At 57.3% G+C, this 21,013-nt stretch carries 24 protein-coding genes and 1 tRNA gene; 12 read left to right on the forward strand and 13 right to left on the reverse strand.

The window, feature by feature from the left end; translation table 11 throughout:
* Positions 1-4 precede the first annotated feature (4 nt).
* Positions 5-217 (reverse strand): hypothetical protein, encoded by a 213-nt coding sequence (locus LOY68_RS10950; RefSeq protein WP_054053047.1) that lies wholly within the window; start codon positions 215-217, stop codon positions 5-7.
* Positions 218-349: 132 nt separating this feature from the next.
* Between LOY68_RS10950 and LOY68_RS10955 the strand changes: the two genes are divergently transcribed.
* The gene (locus LOY68_RS10955; RefSeq protein ID WP_054053050.1) at positions 350-655 is read left to right on the forward strand and encodes a hypothetical protein; all 306 of its coding nucleotides are present in this window, start codon (positions 350-352) and stop codon (positions 653-655) included.
* A 167-nt stretch (positions 656-822) separates the two neighbouring features.
* Positions 823-1,143 carry an I78 family peptidase inhibitor gene (locus tag LOY68_RS10960; protein WP_054615463.1) on the forward strand — a complete coding sequence of 107 codons (321 nt, stop codon included), beginning with the start codon at positions 823-825 and terminating at the stop codon, positions 1,141-1,143.
* A gap of 72 nt (positions 1,144-1,215) precedes the next feature.
* On the opposite strand, the gene LOY68_RS10965 is transcribed toward LOY68_RS10960, so the two are convergent.
* Positions 1,216-1,428: a cold-shock protein gene (locus LOY68_RS10965; protein WP_003179963.1), complete on the reverse strand. Its 213-nt coding sequence runs from the start codon at positions 1,426-1,428 to the stop codon at positions 1,216-1,218.
* Positions 1,429-1,720: 292 nt separating this feature from the next.
* Positions 1,721-2,023 (reverse strand): hypothetical protein, encoded by a 303-nt coding sequence (locus tag LOY68_RS10970; RefSeq protein WP_163909360.1) that lies wholly within the window; start codon positions 2,021-2,023, stop codon positions 1,721-1,723.
* Between the two features lie 373 nt (positions 2,024-2,396).
* Here LOY68_RS10970 and thrS point away from each other — a divergent pair, with 373 nt between their 5' ends.
* From thrS to LOY68_RS11015, 9 genes are all read left to right on the forward strand, one after another.
* Complete coding sequence (gene thrS, locus LOY68_RS10975) at positions 2,397-4,319, forward strand: threonine--tRNA ligase (RefSeq protein WP_010455934.1); 1,923 nt, start codon at positions 2,397-2,399, stop codon at positions 4,317-4,319.
* Entirely contained in the window at positions 4,319-4,870 is a 552-nt protein-coding gene (infC, locus tag LOY68_RS10980; RefSeq protein WP_169857083.1) for a translation initiation factor IF-3, read from the forward strand. Before thrS ends, infC begins: the two co-directional genes overlap by 1 nt.
* A gap of 60 nt (positions 4,871-4,930) precedes the next feature.
* Positions 4,931-5,125 carry a 50S ribosomal protein L35 gene (gene rpmI / locus LOY68_RS10985; RefSeq protein WP_008145659.1) on the forward strand — a complete coding sequence of 65 codons (195 nt, stop codon included), beginning with the start codon at positions 4,931-4,933 and terminating at the stop codon, positions 5,123-5,125.
* A gap of 27 nt (positions 5,126-5,152) precedes the next feature.
* Positions 5,153-5,509 (forward strand): 50S ribosomal protein L20, encoded by a 357-nt coding sequence (gene rplT, locus LOY68_RS10990; protein ID WP_007905879.1) that lies wholly within the window; start codon positions 5,153-5,155, stop codon positions 5,507-5,509.
* 109 nt (positions 5,510-5,618) lie between these two features.
* Positions 5,619-6,635 (forward strand): phenylalanine--tRNA ligase subunit alpha, encoded by a 1,017-nt coding sequence (gene pheS, locus LOY68_RS10995; protein ID WP_007905876.1) that lies wholly within the window; start codon positions 5,619-5,621, stop codon positions 6,633-6,635.
* Positions 6,636-6,661: 26 nt separating this feature from the next.
* The gene (pheT, locus tag LOY68_RS11000; RefSeq protein WP_265044569.1) at positions 6,662-9,043 is read left to right on the forward strand and encodes a phenylalanine--tRNA ligase subunit beta; all 2,382 of its coding nucleotides are present in this window, start codon (positions 6,662-6,664) and stop codon (positions 9,041-9,043) included.
* Between the two features lie 3 nt (positions 9,044-9,046).
* The gene (gene ihfA / locus LOY68_RS11005; RefSeq protein WP_002553164.1) at positions 9,047-9,349 is read left to right on the forward strand and encodes an integration host factor subunit alpha; all 303 of its coding nucleotides are present in this window, start codon (positions 9,047-9,049) and stop codon (positions 9,347-9,349) included.
* Positions 9,330-9,686 carry a MerR family transcriptional regulator gene (locus LOY68_RS11010; RefSeq protein ID WP_003179985.1) on the forward strand — a complete coding sequence of 119 codons (357 nt, stop codon included), beginning with the start codon at positions 9,330-9,332 and terminating at the stop codon, positions 9,684-9,686. Before ihfA ends, LOY68_RS11010 begins: the two co-directional genes overlap by 20 nt.
* Before the next feature lie 89 nt (positions 9,687-9,775).
* A tRNA-Pro gene (locus tag LOY68_RS11015) sits at positions 9,776-9,852 on the forward strand.
* Positions 9,853-9,967: 115 nt separating this feature from the next.
* Here the strand turns inward: LOY68_RS11015 and LOY68_RS11020 are convergent.
* The 9 genes from LOY68_RS11020 to LOY68_RS11060 form a co-directional block, all read right to left on the reverse strand.
* The gene (locus LOY68_RS11020; RefSeq protein WP_265044570.1) at positions 9,968-10,861 is read right to left on the reverse strand and encodes a LysR family transcriptional regulator; all 894 of its coding nucleotides are present in this window, start codon (positions 10,859-10,861) and stop codon (positions 9,968-9,970) included.
* A 127-nt stretch (positions 10,862-10,988) separates the two neighbouring features.
* Positions 10,989-12,044, reverse strand: a complete 1,056-nt coding sequence (locus LOY68_RS11025; protein ID WP_265044572.1) for an alpha/beta hydrolase — start codon at positions 12,042-12,044, stop codon at positions 10,989-10,991.
* A gap of 82 nt (positions 12,045-12,126) precedes the next feature.
* Entirely contained in the window at positions 12,127-13,203 is a 1,077-nt protein-coding gene (locus tag LOY68_RS11030; protein WP_265044574.1) for an alpha/beta hydrolase, read from the reverse strand.
* Positions 13,204-13,205: 2 nt separating this feature from the next.
* A complete protein-coding gene (locus LOY68_RS11035; RefSeq protein ID WP_265044576.1) occupies positions 13,206-13,991 on the reverse strand; it encodes a carboxymuconolactone decarboxylase family protein in 786 nt (261 codons plus the stop codon).
* Positions 13,992-14,296: 305 nt separating this feature from the next.
* Complete coding sequence (locus tag LOY68_RS11040) at positions 14,297-14,788, reverse strand: cupin domain-containing protein (protein ID WP_265044578.1); 492 nt, start codon at positions 14,786-14,788, stop codon at positions 14,297-14,299.
* 70 nt (positions 14,789-14,858) lie between these two features.
* Positions 14,859-15,851 (reverse strand): aldo/keto reductase, encoded by a 993-nt coding sequence (locus LOY68_RS11045; RefSeq protein ID WP_265044580.1) that lies wholly within the window; start codon positions 15,849-15,851, stop codon positions 14,859-14,861.
* Positions 15,852-15,918: 67 nt separating this feature from the next.
* Positions 15,919-16,908, reverse strand: a complete 990-nt coding sequence (locus LOY68_RS11050; RefSeq protein WP_265044582.1) for an aldo/keto reductase — start codon at positions 16,906-16,908, stop codon at positions 15,919-15,921.
* Positions 16,909-17,099: 191 nt separating this feature from the next.
* Positions 17,100-17,936 (reverse strand): SDR family oxidoreductase, encoded by an 837-nt coding sequence (locus tag LOY68_RS11055; RefSeq protein WP_265044584.1) that lies wholly within the window; start codon positions 17,934-17,936, stop codon positions 17,100-17,102.
* 175 nt (positions 17,937-18,111) lie between these two features.
* The gene (locus LOY68_RS11060) at positions 18,112-18,504 is read right to left on the reverse strand and encodes a nuclear transport factor 2 family protein (RefSeq protein WP_265044585.1); all 393 of its coding nucleotides are present in this window, start codon (positions 18,502-18,504) and stop codon (positions 18,112-18,114) included.
* 181 nt (positions 18,505-18,685) lie between these two features.
* On the opposite strand from LOY68_RS11060, the gene LOY68_RS11065 reads away from it, so the two are divergent.
* Positions 18,686-19,615, forward strand: a complete 930-nt coding sequence (locus tag LOY68_RS11065; RefSeq protein WP_265044587.1) for a LysR family transcriptional regulator — start codon at positions 18,686-18,688, stop codon at positions 19,613-19,615.
* A 132-nt stretch (positions 19,616-19,747) separates the two neighbouring features.
* Here LOY68_RS11065 and LOY68_RS11070 read toward each other — a convergent pair whose 3' ends face one another.
* Positions 19,748-20,881, reverse strand: a complete 1,134-nt coding sequence (locus LOY68_RS11070; protein ID WP_265044588.1) for a lactonase family protein — start codon at positions 20,879-20,881, stop codon at positions 19,748-19,750.
* Positions 20,882-21,013: the final 132 nt, after the last annotated feature.

Below are 21,013 nucleotides of genomic sequence, written 5' to 3' on the forward strand. Positions count from 1 at the left end.
GTTTTTATTCCCTGCCTGAATCCACCACGCCGAGATAGTCAGCCGGGTATTTCTCGAATACCTGAGCGATGAATGACTGTGCGGCTTGCGTTCCCAGTTCCTTGACCAACAGATCGATTCCAATGATTGCCAGCTCTTCCGGGCTGCCAGGGCTGTAAGAACTGTGGCCCTGTGCCCACTTGGCTTTGATGTCGGCGTCGATGCTTAGGGTGGTCATGATGGCGCTCGTGAAGTCGGAAAAGTCTGAGTACCGAGTTAACCATTTTGCGCGCTGTTTGGCACTCCGACTTAGGCATGAGGGGAGGGCTATGCGACACTTGGTCTTTGATGGATTTTCAAGGACAGCGCTGTGCAGATCGATTTGAATACCCCTGACGGTTTGACCCTTGAAGCTGTGCGCCAACTGCTGGCCTCTGCCAGCGACGATGAGCACACCCAGTTGCGGGTCACCAAGGCTGGCATCGCTTACATATCGTCGGGCGTTGTGGGCGGCACCGACATCGGTGGGCTGCTGTTTCGTCTTGAGACGTGGGCCAAGGGCTCGGGCTACGTGGGATTGGTCGCCGCCAGTGATGAGGTCTGGGTCATGCAGATCTTCAATGCGCTGAAAGAGAACTGGCCGACGCCGCCGTTCGACTACATCGACATCTATTGAGTGCTGTTCATATTCAGTCACGATTGAGTGCTGAACGGCACGGCGACGCTCAGGCAAACTCGACGATTGTCCAGACAGAGGGGCAGGGCGATAGCGCTGCCTGTGAAACCAAAGGCCGGATTGGCGGTCGCACGAACTCAGCTTAACTATTGAAAGAAGGAGGCTTCATGCCTTGGAAGCTCGCGTCATTGGGTACTTTGTTGGCCGTTGCCATGCTGGCCGGTTGCAGTACTCCCTCCACCGAGTCGGCAGCAAAGGACCCTGTGGTGACCGACACCGGCCACAGCCGCTGTGATTCAGAAGCGGCGCAATTCACCATCGGCAAAAAGGCCTCGCCAGAACTGCTGGAACAGGCTCGCACTCGCGCAGGCGCGCAGAATGCCCGGATACTCAAGCCCAGCGACATGGTGACTCTGGAGTACCGCTCCGATCGCCTGAACCTGAACACCGATGACAACCTGGTGATCACGCGCGTCAACTGCGGCTGATCGCTGGCAGCTTTTATTTCGCGCATAAAAAACCCCGTCACATGGACGGGGTTTTTTTAGTGCGCCAGAAACTTACTCTGGGCGAACTTGTGCAGCTTGCATACCCTTTTGGCCTTTCTCAGCCACGAAGGAAACGGTTTGGCCTTCTTTCAGGCTTTTGAAACCGTCGCTTTCGATAGCTTTGAAGTGTACGAACAGGTCGTCACCGCCACCTTGAGGAGTGATGAAGCCGAAGCCTTTTTCATCGTTGAACCATTTAACGGTGCCGGTTTGGCGATTAGACATGGTGTATCTCCAAGAAACATATATTTTCAGTAGTACTGTGCTGCTCAGGCCAACTGGGCACACGGGACTATCATAGTCGAAATGTACGGTTTGGGAGCCCCCCGGAGGGGTTGTTTGCCAAACAGTCGTGCTTTCTTTGCTGCTTGATCGGGCTGAAAGCCCCGATTTAAAAGGCTTTCAGCCGAAAGTAAAGACGATAAAAAAAGCTGTAAAACCTGCATAAATTGTACAAAAAAGCGCTTTTCGGAGGCTTTTCACTGGCTGGATAAGCCTTGAAAGCACTCTTCAGTGCTTATTTTTTTGCCTTGTTATCGGCTTTGCAGGAAGAAATCTGGGTCAGCGCCTTACGTTGCAAAGCTTCATCAGCTTTGTTGTCCATCAGGGCTTGAAGGTCTTTGGCCGGGTACGATTTGATCGCGTCGGCACCGCAAGCGCAGTGAGCTTTAGCTGCCGCAGCACCGATCTGCGGGGTGGCTGCTTCTGTGCACTGAGCCATGTATTTCTCGCGTTCACCCTTTGGCCAATCGGCATGGGCGGCCAGTGGCAGCAGCAGGACGATGGGGGCTACTACAGCGAACAAACGATTCAGACGCATGCTGGGATGCTCCTTGTGGGTCAATGTCTTGTTATCTGAGAGGTAAAGCGGGGTTCAAGTTCATCACTCTGGCATAAAATCGCCTGATTTGCCCCAGCAGAAAACCTCTCTACCGCGACGACCGTTCATCTGTGCTAGCATGCCTCGCTCGGGCTTTTGCGGGCTCCGGTGACCATTGGTCCCGGTAGCGGCAGAGGCACGAATAACCCTGATTTGAATCCCAGTCACTCTGGTTCGGTTTTCCGGTTGGCCGCAAGGCTCCTGCCGCTGTAAGGCAGGCGTTCGTTATTGAATGGCCTGGATCGGATCTTGTACTGGCTCATCCCAACCCACGTGACCTTTGGTAGGGGTCACCACTAGGAGAGGAGGCGCCATGCCAACTATTACTCTTCCCGACGGCAGTCAACGTTCATTCGATCACCCGGTTTCCGTAGCCGAGGTCGCCGCATCCATTGGTGCTGGCCTGGCCAAAGCCACCGTGGCCGGCAAGGTCAATGGCAAGCTGGTCGACGCCAGCGACATCATCGACAGCGATTCCACGCTGCAAATCATTACGCCAAAGGATGAAGAGGGGCTGGAGATCATTCGCCACTCTTGCGCCCACCTGGTTGGCCACGCGGTCAAGCAGTTGTACCCGACGGCCAAAATGGTCATCGGTCCGGTCATCGACGAAGGCTTCTATTACGACATCGCCTTCGAACGTCCTTTCACTCCGGACGACCTGGCCGCCATCGAACAGCGCATGCAGCAGCTGATCGAGAAAGATTACGACGTGATCAAGAAAGTCACTCCGCGCGCCGAAGTGATCGAAGTGTTCAAGGCCCGTGGCGAAGACTACAAGTTGCGCCTGGTCGAGGACATGCCGAACGAGCAGGCCATGGGTCTGTACTATCACGAAGAATACGTCGACATGTGCCGCGGTCCGCACGTGCCGAACACGCGCTTCCTGAAATCCTTCAAGCTGACCAAGTTGTCCGGCGCCTACTGGCGTGGCGATGCCAAGAACGAGCAATTGCAGCGCGTTTACGGTACTGCCTGGGCTGACAAGAAGCAGCTGGCGGCTTACATCCAGCGCATCGAAGAAGCTGAAAAGCGCGATCACCGCAAGATCGGCAAGCGACTGGGCCTGTTCCATACCCAGGAAGAGTCGCCGGGCATGGTGTTCTGGCACCCGAACGGCTGGACCCTGTACCAGGTGCTCGAGCAGTACATGCGCAAGGTTCAGCGCGACAACGGCTATCTGGAGATCAAGACTCCACAAGTCGTTGACCGCAGCCTGTGGGAGAAATCCGGGCACTGGGCCAACTACGCCGACAACATGTTCACCACTCAGTCGGAAAACCGCGACTACGCCATCAAGCCGATGAACTGCCCTTGCCACGTGCAAGTGTTCAATCAAGGCCTGAAGAGCTACCGCGAGTTGCCGATGCGCCTGGCCGAATTCGGTGCTTGCCACCGTAACGAGCCATCGGGTGCCTTGCACGGCATCATGCGTGTACGTGCGTTCACCCAGGACGACGCCCACATCTTCTGCACCGAAGAGCAGATGCAGGCCGAATCCGCTGCGTTCATCAAGCTGACCATGGACGTTTATGCCGACTTCGGCTTTAAAGACGTCGAAATGAAGCTGTCCACTCGTCCGGAAAAACGCGTCGGTTCCGACGAATTGTGGGATCGCGCCGAAGCAGCCTTGGCTGCAGCCCTTGATAGTGCTGGCTTGCCGTACGATTTACAGCCGGGTGAAGGTGCGTTCTACGGTCCGAAGATCGAATTCTCGCTGAAAGATTGCCTCGGCCGTGTCTGGCAGTGTGGTACCCTGCAGCTCGATTTTAATCTGCCTGTCCGTTTGGGAGCCGAATACGTCTCCGAAGACAACAGTCGCAAGCACCCGGTTATGTTGCACCGGGCGATCCTCGGTTCCTTCGAACGTTTTGTCGGAATCCTGATCGAGCACTACGAGGGTGCGTTCCCTGCGTGGCTGGCTCCGACCCAGGCAGTGATCATGAATATCACTGACAAGCAGGCTGATTTCGCCGCTGAGGTTGAAAAAACTCTCAACGAAAGCGGATTTCGTGCCAAGTCTGACTTGAGAAATGAAAAGATCGGCTTTAAAATCCGCGAGCATACTTTGCTCAAGGTTCCTTATCTCTTGGTTATCGGAGATCGGGAAGTCGAGATGCAGACTGTCGCTGTGCGTACTCGTGAAGGTGCTGACCTGGGCTCGATGCCCGTCGCCCAATTCGCTGAGTTCCTCGCTCAAGCGGTTTCCCGGCGTGGTCGCCCAGATTCGGAGTAATTACTATTAAGCGTGAAATGAGACAAGATAAACGAGCTGCACCGAAAGCCCCGATCAACGAGAATATCTCGGCACGCGAGGTTCGGTTAATTGGGGCTGAGGGTGAGCAGCTTGGGATTGTGTCAATTGAAGACGCGCTTCTTAAGGCTGAAGAGGCCAAACTGGATTTGGTGGAAATTTCCGCCGATGCAGTACCCCCTGTTTGCAAACTGATGGACTACGGCAAATCGATCTTCGAGAAGAAGAAGCAGATTGCCGCGGCCAAGAAAAACCAGAAGCAGATCCAGGTTAAAGAAATCAAGTTTCGTCCAGGGACGGAGGAAGGGGATTACCAGGTAAAACTGCGCAACCTGGTACGTTTCCTGAGTGATGGGGACAGGGCCAAGGTATCCTTGCGATTCCGCGGCCGTGAGATGGCCCACCAGGAGCTGGGGATGGAACTCCTCAAGCGAGTTGAAGGTGACTTGCTCGAGTACGGTTCGGTCGAACAGCATCCTAAGATGGAAGGACGCCAGCTGATCATGGTCATCGCCCCGAAAAAGAAGAAGTAATCAATAGGGCACGGCAGGCCTTCTGATTATGTTTATCAACTGAATGCGGAGTATCCGAACATGCCAAAAATGAAAACTAAAAGTGGTGCTGCTAAGCGGTTTCTGAAAACTGCTAACGGTATCAAGCACAAGCACGCTTTCAAGAGCCACATCCTGACTAAAATGTCGACCAAGCGTAAGCGTCAACTGCGCGGTAGCAGCTTGCTGGCACCGTGTGACGTGGCAAAAGTCGAGCGCATGCTGCGCCTTCGTTAATTTAGTCAAGAATAGAGGAAGTAACTCATGGCTCGTGTAAAGCGTGGCGTCATTGCCCGTAAACGTCACAAAAAAATTCTGAAACTTGCTAAAGGCTACTACGGCGCTCGCTCGCGCGTATTCCGTGTTGCCAAGCAAGCGGTAATCAAGGCAGGCCAATACGCCTACCGTGACCGTCGTCAGAAAAAACGTCAGTTCCGCGCTCTGTGGATCGCTCGTATCAACGCTGGTGCACGTATCAACGGTCTGTCCTACAGCCGTTTCATCGCCGGCCTGAAAAAAGCGTCCATCGAGATCGACCGTAAGGTTCTGGCTGATCTGGCAGTGAACGAAAAAGCGGCGTTTGCTGCGATTGTCGAGAAAGCTAAAGCCACCTTGGCTTAAGTACCCCCGACAGTCACCCGGCCTCACCTCTGTGGGGCCAGGTGTTAAACGTCATAAATAGGGGAAGAGCCTTCAAGCTCTTCCCCTATTTTGTATCTGGAGTCTGTACATGGAAAACCTGGACGCGCTGGTCTCTCAAGCTCTAGAGGCTGTGCAAAGCGCTGAAGATATCAATGCCCTGGAGCAAATCCGGGTTCACTACCTTGGCAAAAAGGGTGAATTGACTCAGGTGATGAAGACCCTGGGGAATTTGCCGGCAGAAGAGCGTCCGCAAGTCGGCGCACTGATCAACGTTGCCAAGGAGCGTGTCACAGAGGTTCTCAATGCCCGCAAGGCACTGTTTGAGGAGGCCGACCTGGCCGCCAAACTGTCTGCCGAGTCCATTGACGTGACCCTGCCTGGCCGTGGCCAGACCTCTGGTGGTCTGCACCCGGTTACGCGCACTCTGGAACGTATCGAACAGTTCTTCACCCACATTGGCTACGGCATCGCCGAAGGCCCTGAGGTCGAAGACGACTATCACAACTTCGAAGCGCTCAACATCCCAGGCCACCACCCGGCCCGGTCGATGCATGACACCTTCTATTTCAATGCCAACATGTTGCTGCGCACCCATACCTCGCCGGTACAGGTCCGCACCATGGAATCGAAGCAACCGCCGATCCGCATCGTCTGCCCAGGCCGTGTGTACCGTAGCGACTCCGATATCACCCACTCGCCGATGTTCCACCAGGTCGAAGGCCTGCTGGTCGATCGCGACATCAATTTCGCCGACCTCAAAGGCACCATCGAAGAATTCCTGCGCGTGTTCTTCGAAAAAGAGCTGGCCGTGCGTTTCCGCCCTTCGTACTTCCCGTTCACCGAGCCATCCGCCGAAGTCGACATGGAATGCGTGATGTGCAGCGGTAAAGGCTGCCGTGTCTGCAAACAGACTGGCTGGCTGGAAGTCATGGGCTGCGGCATGGTTCACCCGAACGTGCTGCGTATGTCCGGGATCGACCCGGAAGAGTTCTCGGGCTTTGCCTTCGGCATGGGCGTTGAGCGTCTGGCCATGCTGCGTTACGGCGTGAACGACTTGCGTCTGTTCTTCGACAACGACTTGCGGTTCCTCGCGCAATTTCGCTAGTCGTAACGAATTCTTAGGAGAGCAGGATGAAATTCAGTGAACAATGGCTGCGTGGCTGGGTAAGCCCGCAGGTAAGTCGTGACGAGCTGGTTGCTCGTCTGTCGATGGCCGGTCTTGAGGTCGACAGCGTTACGCTGGCCGCCGGCGAATTCACCGGTGTGGTGGTGGGCGAGGTGCTGAGCACCGAGCAGCACCCCGACGCCGACAAGTTGCGTGTTTGCCAGGTCAGCAATGGCTCGGAGACTTTCCAGGTCGTGTGCGGTGCGCCTAACGTGCGCCCGGGCCTGAAGATCCCGTTCGCCATGATCGGTGCCGAACTGCCAGGCGACTTCAAGATCAAGAAAGCCAAGCTGCGTGGCGTTGAGTCCAACGGCATGCTGTGCTCGCAAGCCGAGCTGCAAGTGGGCGAAGGCAACGATGGTCTGATGGAATTGCCGGCCGATGCGCCGGTTGGTCAGGACATTCGTGAATACCTGAGCCTGGACGACGCCAGCATCGAGGTCGACCTGACCCCGAACCGCGGCGACTGCCTGTCCCTGGCCGGTCTGGCCCGTGAAGTCGGCGCGCTGTACAACGCCGAAGTCACTCGTCCGGTGGTGGCTGTCGTGCCAGCCGTGCACGACGAAGTGCGTTCGGTTGAAGTGCTGGCACCTGCTGCTTGCCCGCGTTACCTGGGTCGTGTGATCCGTAACGTCGACCTGTCCAAGCCAACGCCGCTGTGGATGGTCGAGCGTTTGCGTCGTGGCGACGTGCGCAGCATCGACGCTGCCGTCGACATCACCAACTACGTGATGCTGGAGCTGGGTCAACCGCTGCACGCGTTCGATCTCGCCGAAATCAATGGCGGCATCCGCGTGCGCATGGCTGAAGAAGGCGAGAAGCTGGTTCTGCTCGACGGTCAGGAAGTCAGCCTGCGTAGCGATACGCTGGTGATTGCCGACCACACCCGCGCCCTGGCAATTGCTGGTGTGATGGGTGGCGAACACAGCGGCGTAAACACCGCGACCACCCGCGACGTGTTCCTTGAAAGCGCGTTCTTCGATCAGATTGCTGTCGCTGGCAAAGCCCGTTCCTATGGCCTGCACACCGACGCTTCGCACCGCTACGAGCGTGGCGTGGACTGGCAACTGGCCCGTGAAGCCATGGAGCGCGCCACTGGCCTGCTGCTGGAAATCACTGGCGGCGAAGCCGGCCCGATCATCGAAACCGTCAGCGAGCAGCACCTGCCGAAAATCGCGCCGGTTACCCTGCGCGCGCAACGCATCACCCAGATGCTGGGCATGGAAATGGAATCATCCGAAGTCGAGCGCCTGCTCAACGGCTTGGGCCTGACCGTTTCCGCCGATGGGGCAGGGCAGTGGCGCGTAGAAGTGCCAAGTCATCGTTTCGATATCAGCCTCGAAGTTGACCTGATCGAAGAACTGGCTCGTCTGTACGGATACAACCGTCTGCCGGTTCGTTACCCGCAAGCCCGTCTGGCGCCGCAAGCCAAGGCCGAAGCCCGTAGCGACCTGCCTGAACTGCGCCGCCTGCTGGTAGCCCGTGGTTATCAGGAAGCGATCACCTACAGCTTCATCGATCCGAAACAGTTCGAACTGTTTAATCCGGGTGTTGAACCGCTGTTGCTGGCCAACCCGATTTCCAACGACATGGCGGCGATGCGTTCGTCCCTGTGGCCAGGTCTGGTCAAGGCGCTTCAGCACAACTTGAACCGTCAGCAGGATCGCGTCCGTCTGTTCGAAAGCGGCCTGCGTTTTGTCGGTCAACTGGAAGGCTTGAAGCAAGAGCCGATGCTGGCAGGTGTTGTGTGCGGTAGCCGTCTGCCGGAAGGCTGGGCGCAAGGTCGCGATGTCGTGGACTTCTTCGACGTCAAGGCTGACGTGGAAGCGGTACTGGGTTTTGCCGGGGCACTGGATTCGTTCACTTTCGTGCCAGGCAAGCATCCGGCGCTGCACCCAGGTCAGACTGCGCGCATCGAGCGTGAAGGTCGTTTGGTCGGTTACGTCGGCGCGATTCACCCGGAATTATCGAAAACCCTCGGTCTCGACCGTCCGGTCTTCGTTTTCGAGCTGGTTCTGGCGGAAGTGGCGTTGGGTAAAATGCCTGAATTCCAAGAGTTGTCGCGCTTTCCTGAAGTGCGTCGTGACCTTGCACTGATTGCCGAAAAAGACGTCGCAGCCAGCGCCGTACTGGACGTAATCCGTGAAAATGCAGGGGAATGGCTGACGGACCTCAGGCTATTTGACGTGTATCAGGGTAAAGGCATTGATCCTGATAGAAAAAGCCTCGCAGTTGGCTTGACCTGGCAGCATCCATCGCGCACTCTTAATGACGATGAGGTGAATAACACGACGCAAAATATCCTCACCTCGCTCGAACAAAGGTTGAACGCCACGTTAAGGAAGTGACGTATGGGGGCTCTGACGAAAGCTGAGATGGCGGAACGTCTGTATGAAGAGCTGGGCCTGAATAAACGGGAGGCCAAGGAATTGGTCGAACTGTTTTTTGAAGAAATCAGGCACGCTCTTGAAGACAACGAACAAGTCAAATTGTCCGGTTTCGGCAATTTCGACCTTCGGGACAAACGCCAGCGGCCTGGCCGCAATCCGAAAACGGGTGAAGAAATCCCGATCACGGCTCGCCGTGTGGTCACCTTTCGTCCAGGGCAGAAGTTGAAGGCCCGAGTTGAGGCTTATGCTGGAACCAAGTCATAACGACGAGCTACCCGTCATCCCCGGCAAACGCTACTTCACCATTGGTGAAGTCAGCGAGCTGTGTGCGGTAAAACCACACGTGCTGCGCTATTGGGAGCAGGAGTTTCCTCAACTCAACCCCGTCAAACGCCGCGGAAACCGCCGGTATTATCAGCGACAAGACGTGCTGATGATCCGGCAGATCCGCGCGCTCCTTTACGATCAGGGGTTCACCATCGGCGGCGCACGCTTGCGTTTGTCCGGCGATGAAGCCAAAGACGACACCACCCAATACAAACAGATGATTCGGCAGATGATTGCTGAGTTGGAAGACGTGTTGGTTGTCCTCAAGAAATAAATTCCTGCGTTTGAATACTTCCAGTTTTCAAAAGCTTGCGATATATTCTTGAGCGTTCCTCGAGCTGAGGAACAGGTTTAACGCCTAGTCGGGGCGTAGCGCAGTCCGGTAGCGCACTAGCATGGGGTGCTAGGGGTCGAGTGTTCGAATCACTCCGTCCCGACCATATAATTCAAAGGGGTCGCGAGATTTTATCTCGCGGCCCCTTTTTGTTTTCAGTCGTTTCTACCCCACAAAACGACTGGATCTGTAGCCGCCAAAGCACCTTGTTGATGGACGGCTCATCGCTCATAGCGCAGCGCATCAACCACTACGCCAAACGCTGACGACTGTTCGCGACGGTTAGGGTAGTAGAGATGGTAGCCAGAAAAAGGTTGGCACCAATCTTCCAGTACCCGCACAAGGCTTCCGTCGGCAAGCTCCTTCATCACCATATCTTCTGGCAGGAAAGCTAACCCGCAACCCGCGACAGCTGCACGCAGGATTGGCATGCTGCTGTTGAACGTCCATTGTCCTTCAACACGCGCTTTCAGTTCGTGGCCGTCCTTTTCAAAATCCCATTGCAGAAGACTTCCGTGGGTAGGCAAACGCAGATTGATGCAACTATGTTCCGCGAGGTCGCCAGGCACTTCCGGTGAGGGTTGCCGCTTGAAGTACTCTGGAGAGCCCACTACCGCCATGCGTAATTGGGGGCCGACTGGAACGGCAATCATGTCCTTGGCGACTTGATCGCCCAGACGCACGCCTGCGTCATAACGCTGCGCGACGATGTCGGACAGGGCGTAGTCGACTGTGATTTCCACCTTGATGTCTGGGTAGTCGGGAAGAACCTTCAATAGCTTGGGCCAAAGAATGTTGTTCGCTGCATGTTCGGAGGCTGATATCCGCACATTGCCTACCGGGGTATCGCGAAACTCGCTGACAGCAGCCAATTCAAGTTCAATTTCTTCAAAGCGTGGTGCCATGGAGAGATAGAGCCGCTGACCTGCCTCGGTGGTGGATACGCTACGCGTGGTTCGGGTCAGCAGTCGAACGCCGAGCCGTGCCTCAAGAGCGCGCATTGTATGGCTAAGGGCGGACTGAGAAACACCTAGCTGTGCGGCGGCGCGGGTAAAGCTGCCTTCGCGGGTAATGACCACGAAGGCTCGCAGGTCGTTGAGATTGGCTCGGGACATTGATGAGAACCTGTCATGAGGAACGCGGGATTATCCCATGTAACTGTGTCCCGCCTGGATCCGGGGTGAGTGTTACCCATGGCGCGCGGTAGGGGCGGCGAAACCAGAATAGGCAGGTGTCCTCGAATCACAAGGTTCTGGCGTAGAACGGAGTCAACTGTCCAAGTGCAGCGTCCACATATTCAGGAACCCAGTAGGTTTCGATATGCGTTGCGCCGTCAATAATGAACAATTCCTTGTCTTTGGTTCCCGTGGCTTTGGGGAACGCTTCTTGGGTCATGTACAGGCTGTCGGCCTTGCTGCCCGCGATCATCAGCAACGGCTGATTAATCAGTTCGATCTGATTGGTGGCGTCGAAGCGCATCAGATCCAGCAGGCTGCTCGTGGTGTACTTGAAGGTCGAGTTCGGGTGGGCGTGCGTCTTCCAGTAGTACTCGTAACCCTGACGATACAACTCAAACGGCAGCTTGGCGATTTGCTCATCGGTGAGGTTGGCATCACCTGAATAGAGGACTTCACCGCCGGCCGCTTCCTGGGCGCGAGCAGCGGAAGCCTGTTGCAGACGTTGTTGGACAGAATCCAGTTGAGAGTCGTTGTAGCCATTGCGACGAACCCGTCCCGAGTTGAACATGCTCACCGTCGCGACCGACTTGAATCGCTTGTCGGTTTGCGCAGCAGCCAAGGAGTATCCACCGCCTCCGCAGATGCCAAGCAGACCCAGGCGCTTCCCATCAACGCCTGCATACTGAGTGATGAAATCCGCCATGCCGTGGATATCCTCGATACGGTACGCAGGCTTGTCGATACTGCGCGGCTGTCCACCACTTGCGCCCTGATACGCAGCGTCGGCGGTTATCGTGATATAGCCTTGCTCAGCCAGTCGCTGCGCATACAAACCGGCGACTTGCTCTTTCACCCCACCGTTCGGATGTGCCACAACGACGGTTGGATAAACCTTCTTCGCATCGAAGTTGGCAGGGGTGTAGACGTTGGCAGCGATGTCCAGGCCGTTGAGCTTGTAGGTGACCGGATGAATATTGACCTTGCCGGGCTCATTCCTGGTGATTGCGCCATCGTAGGCGAGGGTGAACGGGTTCTTTTTGTAGTCTGCGGCACCGGCTTCGCCTGCCGAAATACCGACCATTGCGGCCATGAGCGTGGCTTTTAAAACTGTGTTTCTCATGTGAAGTTTCCTGAGCAAAAGAGCGCTTCAAAAATTGACTTTGGGTGACCGGGTTTCTGCTGTGTGGCGGCACGATTTCTCGTTAATCCAGATGTTTCTCTTCCAGAAACCTGGACACCAAGTCCGCGATCTGCACGTTGTTCAAGTCCGACATGGGGAAGTGGGTATTGCCCTTGATGCCAATCTCCGGCAAGTGAATCAGCTTCACGTCACCGCCATGGTTATTGACGGCATCACGCCAAAGCCTGGCCATCGTGAGCCGGGCGCGCCAACTGTCCTGGGCGGGCAGGTCGACGGGCTGCTCCGGAATGTTGTCGCCATAAAGGATCAGGATCGGAATGCGCGTGAGCGCCATGAACTGATCCATCGGCACCGCCGCCCCCTGCACCGTGTCGAACGCGCTGGGAATCGGTGCGGGCACTTCACCCTCCGGGAATACAAAGCTGCTGCCCGGCTCAAACGCCACAATGGCTTTGACCTTGTCGTTCTTGATCGCCGTCAACCAGCCCGGACCGCCACCCTGTGAGTGAGTGAACAGGATGCCGGGGCCGACTCGGTCGAAAACTGCCGATACGCCATCGGAGACCACGCCCATGTCGAACGGCCCGGTGTTCGGTGTCATCGCGCGGAAAAACTGGTCGCGCGTTTGCGCATCCCGGGCAACCTGCACACCGTTGAAATAGTTGGGCCACAGGCCAATACGGAACTGGTTGAACCAGAGCTGCTCGTCCGGCGTCGGCTTGAGCGTCGTCTCGACCATGCTGCGCCCGGCATCGCCACGACGCGGCTGGTCGATCAGGTACACGCCGAACTGGCGGCGCAGGAAGATGTTCTGGAAACCCTCCCGGCCATCAGCGGTGGTTTCCCAGGTCTTGGAAAACTGGCCGGCACCGTGCCACATGACAATGGGCAGCTTTCGGGCATCGACCGGGATTTGGTAGAAGGTGTAGGCATGGTCGCCGTGGTAGGTCTGGCCATCAGGCGTCATCGGCTTGCGCGGGTTGAACGTACCCGGAGCTGTGGTCATCGTCCCGCCAGCGGCGAAGCTGCCCTGTTCCTGAATCAGCAAGGGGCCATTGGCATGACCGGGGCCCTGAGTTGCGCAGGCGGCAAGCAAGCCGAGCAGGGTGATGCCCAGCAGAGTTTTTCCGACCTTCATCTTCAACCTCCAGACGCTGCGAGTGCCTGCATCAGCGCTGCGCTTGCACGCTTGGCGGTTGGTTCATCCGCGTGCTTGACCAGTAGCTCTGTGACTTGCTGCAACTGATCGGCGCTCAGGCCCACCCGCATGCTCGCTTGCATGTGCGAGCGCAACTGCGATTCCACGCCCGGCGTCGCCGCCAGCGCTCCGACGGTCGCCAGCTCGCGGCTCTGCCAGTCCAGGTTGTCGCGCTCGAAGATGTCGCCAAACAGGTGGGTTTGCAGAAACTGGTTGATGACCGGGGCGAACTCGAACACCGGCCCCTTGACCGGGCCGCCCGAAATTCGGGTTTGATTGGCTGTTCCTGCCGCGAGCAAGGCCTCACCTGTGGGAATGCCGCGGTCGGGTTCACGTCCAGGCGCGTCGTGGATGCCACGTTGTTTGCGCGCTTGCACGACCGTCATCAGTTCATTCAATGCGTTGAGGCTGCGCGGGAAACCGACATAGGCGTACAGCTGCACCAGGATTTCCCTGGCCTCGCTGACCGTCAGGCCGGCGTCCAGGCCTTGGTTCAATGCAGCGCTGAGCTTAGGCATGTCACTGGTTGCCATGAATGCTGCGATCAGTGGAATGCTTTGTTGCTTGGCTGACAGCGTTTTTGACGCGGGTTGTGTGCTGGTCATGGGTGGCGATGCCTCGGCGTTCTGAATGGCAATACCCGACACCAATCCAAGGCCCAGAAACAGGACTATCAGCGCGGGGAAGGGGGTGGTCTTGCGATGTGCAATCGGTGTGTCAGTGGACATCGTAAAAGGCTCCATCCAATGCACAACGCTGCGCCATGCAGGCAGTGCTCCAGTGAGGTTGATGTAGACAGGCTGCGAGAAAAGTCAGTGATGGCTTGCCTGCCGATGTCACTGGATCGTACGGAGGATGGTTGTGACGATTAACCCCAATATTACGCAAGCACTCATGAGCAGAGTTCACGAGTCCGAGCGTCAATGGGCGTTGAAACCATGACGCAAAGCCGAAGAATCGGGGGGCACACGCTGTTGGTTACTCGAAAGCAACCGCGCCGAGCGAGAGGCGCCGACACATCCTGATACTTCATTTACAGGCCCTGAGCGGGCGTTCGGCCTTCGTATTGCGCGTCCGACACCTTTTCAGCCCATGCGACGGTTTTCCCGTCTTCGGCTTCGGCGATTGCGATATGGGTCATGCCATTGTCGGCAGTCGCCCCATGCCAGTGGCGTGTTTGCGGCGGGATCCAGACAATGTCGCCCGGGCGAATGTCCTGACGGGGCGCGCCCTCTTGCTGCACGTAGCCGACGCCGGCGGTGACGATCAGTGTTTGCCCCAGCGGATGGGTATGCCAGGCCGTACGCGCGCCGGGTTCGAAGGTCACCGTGCCACCGCCGATGCGAGCCGGGGGATCACCCTTGAACATGCCATCAACACGCACCGTGCCCGTGAAGTTTTCTACTGCGCCCTTGATCGAGGGCTGAGCACCAACGCGGGTAATCCGGATCTCGTTAGAGGCCTGGGCACAGGCTTCCCCGGCCAAGAGCGACAAGGCAACAAGCGGAGCAATCAAGGGATTCATAGGCAGCGTTCCTGCAAGGTGGTGAGCCGACAGCAAGGCTGCTCCGGGTGGAGCAGCCATAGGGGAGGCTTCAGAGCCCGGTCATCTTCAGCGCAGGCTCGGGCAGGCGTTCACCTTGCACCTGAATCCGCGACATCTGGTCATTGATCAAGCGTAGATCCTCGCCGGTCAGCTCCAGCTCGATAGCCCCAAGGTTCTCCTCCAACCGGTGTGGTTTTGTCGTGCCAGGTATCGGGACGATCCAGGGCTTTTGCGCCAACAGCCAAGCCAACGCGACCTGCGCGGGCGTAGCGTCTTTGCGTTGTGCGACGGCCTTCACCACGTCGACCAGTGCGAGGTTGGCCTTGCGTGCCTCAGGGGAGAAGCGCGGGACGAAATTTCTAAAGTCGGACGCATCGAACCGGGTGTTCTCATCAATCTGGCCCGTGAGAAAACCGGCACCGAGCGGGCTGAACGGCACGAAGCCGATAGCCAGCTCTTCCAGCACGCCCAGGAGTTCGTGCTCCGGGCCACGCCAGAACAGCGAGTATTCGCTCTGTACCGCTGTCACCGGCTGAACCGCATGGGCACGGCGAATGGTTTGCACGCCAGCCTCGGACAAGCCGAAGTGCTTCACCTTGCCCTCGGTGATCAGATCCTTGACGGTGCCGGCGACATCTTCAATCGGCACCTCGGGATCCACACGATGCTGGTAGAACAGATCGATGCGATCCGTTCGAAGGCGCTTCAACGCGGCCTCTGCCACCGCCCTGATGTGCTCCGGCCGGCTGTTGGTGCCGCCGCCTCGCTCGCCGGTGATCAGGTCAATGTCGAAGCCGAACTTGGTGGCCACCACCACCTGATCGCGAATCGGCTGCAGGGCCTCACCCAACAGGTCTTCGTTACTGAACGGGCCGTACGCCTCTGCGGTGTCGAACAGGGTGATCCCTTGATCATGCGCGGAGCGAATCAGCTTGATCATGCTGTGTTTGTCAGCGGCCGGCCCGTAGGCCGAAGTCATGCTCATGCAACCAAGGCCCAGAGCGGACACTTCCAGGCCGTTGCCCAGCTTGCGAATTTTCATTGATCTACTCCAATTTCAGACATCAAGGCGTGTACGGTTCAATTCCGTTATTCACGGCATTTCACCGTCAACGCCCGACACGAGCCTTGAGAGACTCGGGGTAGCGGTCGCCCTGGATGCGGATCTGCGACAGCGCCGAATCAATTGCCTTGAGATCGAGCTCGGTGAGCGTGATGCTCGCACCGCCAATGTTTTCTTCCAGGCGATGCAGTTTGGTGGTTCCGGGAATTGGAACAATCCAGGGCGCTTGGGCGAGCAGCCAGGCGAGCGCGATCTGGGCGGGTGTCGCGGCCTTTTGGGCCGCGAGCTTGCGGATCAGGACCACCAATGCCTGGTTGGCCTGAAGGGCTTCGGGGCTGAAGCGGGGAACGATGCTGCGAAAATCGTCGCTGCCGTAGGAGGCGTCTGCCGTCACGGTCCCAGTGAGAAAACCTTTACCCAGCGGACTGAAGGGCACGAAGCTGATACCCAACTCTTCAAGTGTCGGAAGAATTTCCTGTTCAGGCTCTCGCCACCAGAGCGAGTACTCACTTTGCAGTGCGGTAACAGGCTGGACAGCATGGGCACGTCGAATGGTTTGCGCCCCCGCCTCCGAAAGACCGAAGTGCTTGACCTTGCCTTCCTGGATAAGCGCCTTCACCACGCCCGCGACATCCTCGATGGGTACGTCCGGGTCGACCCGATGCTGGTAGAGCAAATCGATGAAATCTGTCTTCAGCCGGCGCAGTGAGCCCTCGACTGCAACCCGGATGTGCTCCGGGCGGCTGTTGAGGATCTGTTGTTTGTTATCGGCCCCGAAGGTAAAGCCAAACTTGGTGGCAATGACCACCTGATCGCGAACCGGCTCCAGCGCCTGGCCAAGCACTTCTTCGTTCAGGTAAGGACCGTACACTTCGGCGGTGTCGAAGAAGGTGATGCCTCGCTCAACTGCCGTGCGGATCAGGGCGACGGCTTGTTTCGTGTCGGTCGCCGGGCCATAGCCATGGCTGAGCCCCATGCAGCCCAGGCCCAGTGCGGATACTTCAAGTGAGCTGTTTCCGAGTTTGCGTTTTTGCATTTCAATCTCCCTGCTTGTCGCGATCTGCATGTGATTTGCAGATCAAAGATCGGACAAGGCTGCGGTCAGTGAATGTCGGCCATGTGCAATAGCGCTGCGCAAACAGTAAGCGAGCTATCGGGTGGGGACTAGACGGGTAAATCGGCAAGGGTTGATGAGGTGTATTCATTAATCCGGTCGTGGCGCACCCTTTACCGGGGTGCCAGATCGCCGTACCAGTAAGCCGCCGTGACACCACCATCCATCAGGAAATCGCTGCCGGTAATGAAGGTGCCCTCCGGTCCCATGAGCAGCGCTCCTACGGCGCCCACTTCATCGGGCGTTCCACCGCGTCCTGCCGCGCTCACGTCGATCATGCGCCGGTAGCCCTCGCCACGTGGGCCGCTCAACTCGTCCCGCGCCAATGGGGTGAAGATGATGCCCGGGCTAATCGTATTGACTCGCGCACCGCGTTTGCCCCAGCGAACAGCTTCTGCCGTGACTCGCAACGAATTCCCACGCTTGGAGATTTGGTAAGCGTTTAAAGGATCGGTGACTTGGTCCGCTTGAAGCATCGGGAGCGCGAGCAGGTCATCCGCTGGCGTGGTCGCCAGCGCCTTGTTTTGTTCGACGCTCAACGCGGGCAAGCGATGGCCGGATTGTGAAGCGATCACGATTGCGCAGCCGCCTTCGGCGATGACATGGCCGAACTCTTCAAGAACGACCGCCGTTCCATACAAATCAACCCGCAAAATGGTTGCAACCGGCGCTTGAGAGGGTGAAACACCCGCCGCGTGGATGACGCCGGTGATCTCTCCAATTGCCGTTGCGGTCCGCACCAACGCCTGAACCGACTCGCGAGAAGAGACATCTACGATGGCCGTAGTGACCTCGAATCCTGCGTCGAGCAAGACCTTGGCCGCGGCATCAGCATTCTCCTGCTTCAGGTCTGCCAATACGACGTGCTTACCGGCACTGACTCTGCGGGCAATGGCTTGTCCGATCGAGCCGGCGCCTATAACGACAATCACTTTTGAATAATTTTTCATGAGCAGATCCTTGGTCAGGCTTGAGTTGATTCATCCGGTTGATCGCTTTCGCAAGCAATCGCAGGCCATGATTTTCAGCCCGGAGTGGGCAAGTTCCCTGCGCGCATTGCCGCTATGACACCGCCATCGATCAGCAGATCTCTAAATATCTCAGCCACTGTTCAAACGCAGTTCTTTAGAACGCGGTGTAGCGGGCACTCGCGATCATCCATGCACCTTCGTGCTGCTTGAGTTCTAAAACGAATCTCAATCTCCAGGGGGCAGTCATGCCGTTAATGCTGGCGTTGAAAATGCCGCGGCCTTGCACTGTGGAGTCTGTTTCCTTGACGCTGACTTCAAGCGAGTTCTGCACCAGTTCGATTCGGTGATAGTTGAAGTCTCCCGACCAGACGAGATCGAGCCATTCGTGCTTGGGCTGAACGTAGCCGGTGATGTGCACCAGTGAGAAACCCGGTTCGAGCAAGCGATCAAGATCAGGCGTACGAGCCTCCACCATGGCAGTGTGATAGGCGTTCAGGACATCAATAATCTCTGGGCTTTCGTCAGCGTGCGCCATGGAACTCAACATGTATTTGTCCTGTGAGCGTTTACTGAAAAGTGCGTGTGATCCTGGATCGCCATGCCCGACAACACACCTTCAAGGGCGTCGGACTCATCCGTCGCGGGGCGTATGGCTGACCAATATAGAACGCCAGCATCCACATGATTAGATGCTAGGATCTGCATGAACTTATACTTTGAGATAATAAATGGATCGGTCTGAGCTCGGCGATCTGGCGGTTTTCCTTGTCGTGGCGCAGGAGCTGAACTTCACTCGCGCAGCCGCACGACTCTCTACGTCGCAGTCTTCGGTCAGCCAGACCATTCGCCGGCTCGAAGCTCGCCTAGGCGTCAGATTGCTCGCTCGCACCACCCGGAGCATGGCCACGACGGAGGCGGGAGAACGGTTGCTGGAAACCGTACGACCAGCATTTGGCAACATTGAAGCCAAGCTGAGCGAGCTGAGTGAGATGCGCCAGAAACCGGCCGGCAGCGTGCGCATCACGGCGAGCAAGCACGCAGCGGAAGGCATTCTCTGGCCCACGGTTTCACGGCTGTTACTCGAATATCCGGACATCAAGGTCGAGATATCCAGCGATTCGGCATTGACCGATATCGTCACTGATCGTTTCGATGCCGGAGTGCGACTGGGTGAGCAGATAGATCGGGACATGATCGCCGTACGGATCGGTCCTGACCTGCGAATGATCGTCGTCGGATCGCCGTCGTACCTGGCGCGCAGTCCCGCGATCACCAGGCCGCATGACCTGACCCGTCACGCCTGCATCAATGTGCGTCTGCCATCCTCGGGAGCGCTCTACGTCTGGGAGTTCCATCACCAGGGACGTGACTTGAATGTACGGGTTGATGGCCCGCTGACGTTCAACAACATGCGCATGGTGCAACAAGCGGCGGTAGAGGGTTTCGGCCTGGCATTCATATTTGAAGACGTTGCGCAGGAACAACTGCGATCCGGTCAGCTTGTTCAGGTGCTTGATGAGTGGTGCCCGTTTTTTTCGGGATACCACCTTTATTTCCCCAGCCGACGTCAGCAGTCTCCCGCGTTTACGCTCTTGGTTGAGGCATTGCGCAAGAACGTCGATGCATCATTTTCGGGTGCAAAATGGCGTCCGGCCTGAACATGCTGGTCATGTGATGCTGTTTGTGGCGTCTCACTCGGGAGCCTGCACAGGGTGTTGAGGAAGGCGAGGGGCGGGTGTTCGAATCACGCCGCCCCGACCTCCGTGTCCGGTGCTTCTTGCTCCCGAAAGTTACTCCACCGACGTTTGCAGCACTTCAATCCACAGTGCGCCTTTGCCCGATGCCGCTTCGCCGACACGTTTCAAGGCGCCCTTGTCGCTGACGGCATACGTGCCGACTTTTTCGCTTTTCTCACCCGTCACCAGCAACCAGCGACCGTTGGGTGAAAACGCGATATTGCGTGGCTGCTTCTCTTCAACCGGATAGTTCTCGAGAAAGCTCAAGTGGCCGGTGGAAGGATCAACCGCGAATGCCGACACCGAGCTGCTGGTGCGCTCGGTCATCAACAGTAGCTTGCCATCCGGCGAGATCCGCAGGTCGGCGGCCCAGATACGTGGCGTGGGGTCGTCCTTCAGGTCGTTGTTGCGCGCGTCACGCACTTCGCCGTGAGCCAGTTTCAAACGCTCGGGAATGCCATTGGCCACGCTGATCTGAGTCAATGCACCGGTGCTGTTATCGATCGAAAACGCCGTGACGGTGCCGCTCATTTCACCGACCACGTACAGGTATTTCCCATTTGGGGAAAAGGCCAGGTGCCGAGGCCCGGTATTGCTCGGGACACTGATGTAGCCGCTGCCGATCGGCGTGAGCGCGCCGGTTTTGGCGTCGAGGCGATATTGCAGCACTTTGTCAGCGCCCAGATTGCCCGCGTACGCAAACCGGTTGCTCGGGTCGGTACGCAGTGAGTGCGCATGTGGGCCGGTCTTGTAGGTCAGGATGCTGGCAGAAGGCTGATAGGCCTTGTCGATGGACTGCACGCTGACGGTGTCGGCCCCATAGGATGCGCCGAGCAAATAGTGTCCTTTTCTATCGGTAGACAGGTAAGCCATGCTTTCTGCCAAGGGTGCTTTGGACAGCGGAGCCAGGTGTCCGCTCTTGGGATCTATGCGGTAACCCAGCACCTGAAACGGCTTGACCCGTAATGCCGCAAACAACACTTTGCCGTCAGGCGTGATGGCCATCGGGTTGACCTGATCGCCGGCATTGACCTGTTCAATCAGGCTCAGCGCGCCGTTGCTCTGGTCAAGGCGATACTGGGAAATCAGACCGTCTCCGGGGCTGGAGATGTAGGCAAAGGTGGCGGCATTGGCTTGCAGACTGATACCGCACACAACGGCAGCGGCGATGAGAAGGGGTTTGGCCACAGTGATTCCTTATTTTTATGATTGTGATCGGTCATCCTATGACTGTCCCTGAATGGCATCAATACCTGTTTTACCTGGATAGCGGGAAATTCAGGCTAAAGCCAATAGGTAAAGGCCACACAGCGGAAACAT

It is taken from the genome of Pseudomonas sp. B21-053, from assembly GCF_026016365.1.
Classification (GTDB): Bacteria; Pseudomonadota; Gammaproteobacteria; order Pseudomonadales; family Pseudomonadaceae; genus Aquipseudomonas; species Aquipseudomonas nunensis.